The organism is Mycobacterium innocens (genome assembly GCF_900566055.1).
Taxonomy (GTDB): domain Bacteria; phylum Actinomycetota; class Actinomycetes; order Mycobacteriales; family Mycobacteriaceae; genus Mycobacterium; species Mycobacterium innocens.
This window is the reverse complement of sequence record NZ_UPHQ01000325.1, coordinates 1-3,401: the sequence shown is the minus strand read 5'-3', so window position 1 is coordinate 3,401 and position 3,401 is coordinate 1. Positions and strand designations below refer to the sequence as shown.

Annotated in this window: 6 protein-coding genes; 3 read left to right on the top strand and 3 right to left on the bottom strand. The window is 59.1% G+C overall.

From position 1 onward, the window contains the following. A partial coding sequence (locus EET03_RS29975) for an integrase core domain-containing protein (protein WP_136625791.1) occupies positions 1-288 on the top strand: 288 nt, incomplete at its 5' end. Positions 289-360: 72 nt separating this feature from the next. Here the strand turns inward: EET03_RS29975 and EET03_RS29370 are convergent. The 3 genes from EET03_RS29370 to EET03_RS29970 all read right to left on the bottom strand — a co-directional run bounded on the left by EET03_RS29370 (position 361) and on the right by EET03_RS29970 (position 1,647). Then, positions 361-753 carry a hypothetical protein gene (locus EET03_RS29370; protein ID WP_075542509.1) on the bottom strand — a complete coding sequence of 131 codons (393 nt, stop codon included), beginning with the start codon at positions 751-753 and terminating at the stop codon, positions 361-363. Beyond that, positions 750-956, bottom strand: coding sequence for a type II toxin-antitoxin system HicA family toxin (locus tag EET03_RS29365; RefSeq protein WP_082274605.1), 207 nt, complete (start codon positions 954-956; stop codon positions 750-752). Before EET03_RS29365 ends, EET03_RS29370 begins: the two co-directional genes overlap by 4 nt. 73 nt (positions 957-1,029) lie before the next feature. Beyond that, entirely contained in the window at positions 1,030-1,647 is a 618-nt protein-coding gene (locus EET03_RS29970) for a hypothetical protein (RefSeq protein ID WP_136625790.1), read from the bottom strand. A gap of 130 nt (positions 1,648-1,777) precedes the next feature. On the opposite strand from EET03_RS29970, the gene EET03_RS30615 reads away from it, so the two are divergent. After that, positions 1,778-1,954: a hypothetical protein gene (locus EET03_RS30615; RefSeq protein ID WP_167470747.1), complete on the top strand. Its 177-nt coding sequence runs from the start codon at positions 1,778-1,780 to the stop codon at positions 1,952-1,954. A 149-nt stretch (positions 1,955-2,103) separates the two neighbouring features. Next, on the top strand, positions 2,104-3,195 hold the full coding sequence (locus tag EET03_RS29360; RefSeq protein WP_075542510.1) for an IS630 family transposase: 1,092 nt from the start codon (positions 2,104-2,106) through the stop codon (positions 3,193-3,195). Positions 3,196-3,401 lie beyond the last annotated feature (206 nt).

The following is a 3,401-nucleotide window of genomic DNA, read 5'->3' as shown; positions in this document are numbered from 1 at the left end:
CGAGCCAACGCACAAACGAAGGGACCACCGACGCGACGCGCCGGTGGTCCCATAACTGGCAATCCAGGTGGTCCCATCCTCCTGGCAAAATCAGGTCAAACTGGTCCCAAGCTCATGGCAAACGACAAATACTACTATCGGCATGTCTTCGCGACGAAAGCGGAACTTGTTGCAGCAGTTGACAAATGGATGAATTATTACAATAATCAGAGGCGTCATTCGGCGATTGGAATGCTCAGTCCCATCTCCTACGAACAATCACTCAACGCAGCCGCGCAAGCTGCGTAACCCCTGTCCACTTTCCGGGGGGAACCTCACACGTCGACACCAACCTGTCGCGGCGCGCCATGGATTCGGCGTTCAAGGAGTTGATGCCGTGAGTTGGCTGACGCGTTGAGGGGAGATGTGCATGAGGGTTGCGATGTCACGCACAGGTATGCCCGCCTTGGTGAGTGCTCTGGCACAGTCTTCGGACGCGTTTTTTGCGCGGCGGCTTGCCTCTTCGGCTTGGTGGCGGATCTCTTCGACGTGAGCGGCTTGGGCCAAGATGTCACCTACGCCGGGTAGCACGATGCCAGCCACTTCCACCTCAACCTCGGCAAGTGGTGTGCCAGTGCTGATGGCGATGAGGCTGCGTGCCATCTCGTTGATCTCGTCGATTCGACGGGCTTGGGTGAGGGCATCGAGTTCGGGGATATGAATCATCCACCAGCGGCCTTCGCGAGTGATCTCGGCCTTGTAATGGCGGGTCATAGCGTCCTCTCCTGGCTTTCGGTGATGGCGTTGTTGATTTTGCGGACGACGCCGGGGCTGATCGTGCGGTGGCTGTCGGGGACTGCTACCCACACACCTGACGGGTGCGTCCATTTCGAGTGGCAGCCATCAGTGCTGGTCCGGGTAAATCCCGCGTCCCTGAGTCGTTTGGTGATCTTCCGGGTAGGTTCCTCATTGACCATAAGCATAGTCTAGTCGACTAGATAGTTTCTAGTTAAGTGGGGTAGACAAAAGACGGCGAAGACGTGAGCTTGGTCAGTCCAGTAGACGCCAAGATCCACAGCCGCTGGTCATAAACACAAGCCGGAATCCGTGGCCCTCGCCTGTGATTGAAGACGTGTCGCCGAGCGGCTGGATACTCACACGCGTAGGCGTGTTAGGGCCAACCTCGCCGCTATCGAAAACCCGACCAGCGGTGTATCTGTTTACCGCGCGGACGGACCACTCACATATCCCAGCCCCGCCCGTGGATTGCCAAACTCCCCAGTCCTTTCCGTCAATCCCGCCCATGCTGTATGTGCCATCGCCGGGCATCGTTTGATACTGCGATATCGACGAAGGTGTTACGGAAGTTGAGGTCGGCATATCCGTGCTGGCGCCTGGCTTGTCGCCCGATGACGAGCACATCGAGATGGTTATCCAAATTACCAGCGCCCAAAACACCAGTCCAGCAACGGCTTTCATGAGATTCAACGTATCTAGAGCAGAATTGGAGCGCGGAGTCAAATCCTCGGAATCGTCAGACGACTGTTCGACAGACCACGCCAGCTCGGCAGCCTCAGTGGGTGGGTAATCCGGCACGATTACCGTGTCATCATCGGCCGCTGGCCCGGCAGTGGTGTCGTCAACAGCAGCCGAGTCGTCCTCAGCCATAAACGCCACTGTAGCGCTGTGATGCACTAGCTGGCTGTAGGTCGTGTCAAGTCATAGGTGGTGCGTGCATTGTCGCCGGTGGTTGCTGGCGTTAGAAGACCTGGCCGGAGTGCGCGGTGTGCTGTGAGGAGTGCCGAGTTCCAACACGCCCGATATCAACCATCGGCGTGAACTGCGTCAACGGCTGGATCGTCAGAGCTTCGACGACTGTTCGCCAGAGCTGCTACGCGCTCTCGTCGCCGTGTTCGACCTCGCCAGCCAGATGCCACCTGTCGAACTCGTCCGCGGGCTTCGCGTCGTGCGGTGACGCTTCAGGGATCGTCGCACCCAGAAGGCGCCGCAGCTCCGTTAATTCCACGCTAGTGTCCCGCGCCATAACTTCGTTATATAATTGTAACTTGCGGCTGCAGCGCGGTTACTGCGCGAATAGTGTTGCCATGAAGCATAATTGGATGCGTGGCGAAGCGCGGACGGCCGAGGGCGGAGCTGGTGCTGACCGACGCGGAGCGCGACCAGTTGGTTCGGTGGTCACGGCGGGCGAAGTCGTCGCAGGCGTTGGCGTTGCGGTCGCGGATCATCCTGGCCTGCGGCGAGGGTTTGTCCAACAAGGCGGTGGCCGTGAAATTGGGGGTGTCGCAGCCCACGGTGGGCAAATGGCGTGCCCGGTTCGTGGACAAGCGGCTCGATGGGCTGATCGATGAGCCGCGTACCGGTCGCCCGCCGTCGATCCTGTTGGACAAGGTCGAAGAGTTGATCGTGACGACGCTGGAGCAGAAGCCGGCCGACGCGACACACTGGTCGCGGACCTCGATGGCAAAACGTAGCGGCCTGTCACCCTCGACGATCGGGCGGATCTGGCGCAAGTTCGAGCTGAAACCGCATCTGAGCGACGGGTTCAAACTATCCACCGATCCACAGTTCGTCGCCAAGGTCGTCGATGTTGTCGGCCTCTACCACAATCCGCCGGAGAAGGCCGTCGTACTGTGCGTCGACGAAAAGAGCCAGGTCCAGGCGTTGGATCGTTCCCAACCAGTGCTGGCGATGATGCCGGGCATGCCCGAGCGACGGACCCACGACTACGCCCGTCACGGCGTCGTCGACCTGTTCGCGGCGTTCAACATCGCCGACGGCACCGTGATTTCCCAACTCCACCCCCAACATCGGGCGGTCGAGTTCAAGAAATTTCTGGTCGCGATCGACAAGACCGTACCCGCCGAACTCGACGTGCACCTGGTCTGCGACAACCTGTCGACCCACAAGACACCCTCGGTCAACGACTGGCTCGCCAAACATCCCCGCTTCCACATGCATTTCACCCCGACCGGCTCCTCCTGGCTCAACCAGGTCGAGCGCTGGTTCGGGTTCCTCACCGACCAGCTCCTGCGACGTGGCGTCCACAAAAGCGTTGCGGCACTGAAGAAAGACATCAACAATTGGATCAAGAACTGGAACTGCGACCCGCAGCCGTTCGTCTGGAAAAAGACCGCCGAAGAGATCCTCGACTCACTCGCCAAATATATTCAACGAATTTCCGGCGGGGAACACTAGCCTCGATCTTTCATGTAATTGAGTGGCATCGAGTGTCGTTAACGTGAAAGGCGCGCTGCCACAAGGATAATCGGACTTACCACAGCACCGATGATCCGAGATGGAGCGCACCTAACAGATGCAGACTAGCAACGATTGGTCGAAGAATCTCCGTATCGAGGTGCGTGGCGATGATGTCGTCGGGCACGCCGGGAACGTGATCCCGC

Bases quoted from the DNA above. Each gene is read 5' to 3' on its own strand.
- EET03_RS29970 (WP_136625790.1), bottom strand. From the start codon at position 1,647: ATGGCTGAGGACGACTCGGCTGCTGTTGACGACACCACTGCCGGGCCA.
- EET03_RS29370 (WP_075542509.1), bottom strand. From the start codon at position 753: ATGACCCGCCATTACAAGGCCGAGATCACTCGCGAAGGCCGCTGGTGG.
- EET03_RS29365 (WP_082274605.1), bottom strand. From the start codon at position 956: ATGGTCAATGAGGAACCTACCCGGAAGATCACCAAACGACTCAGGGAC.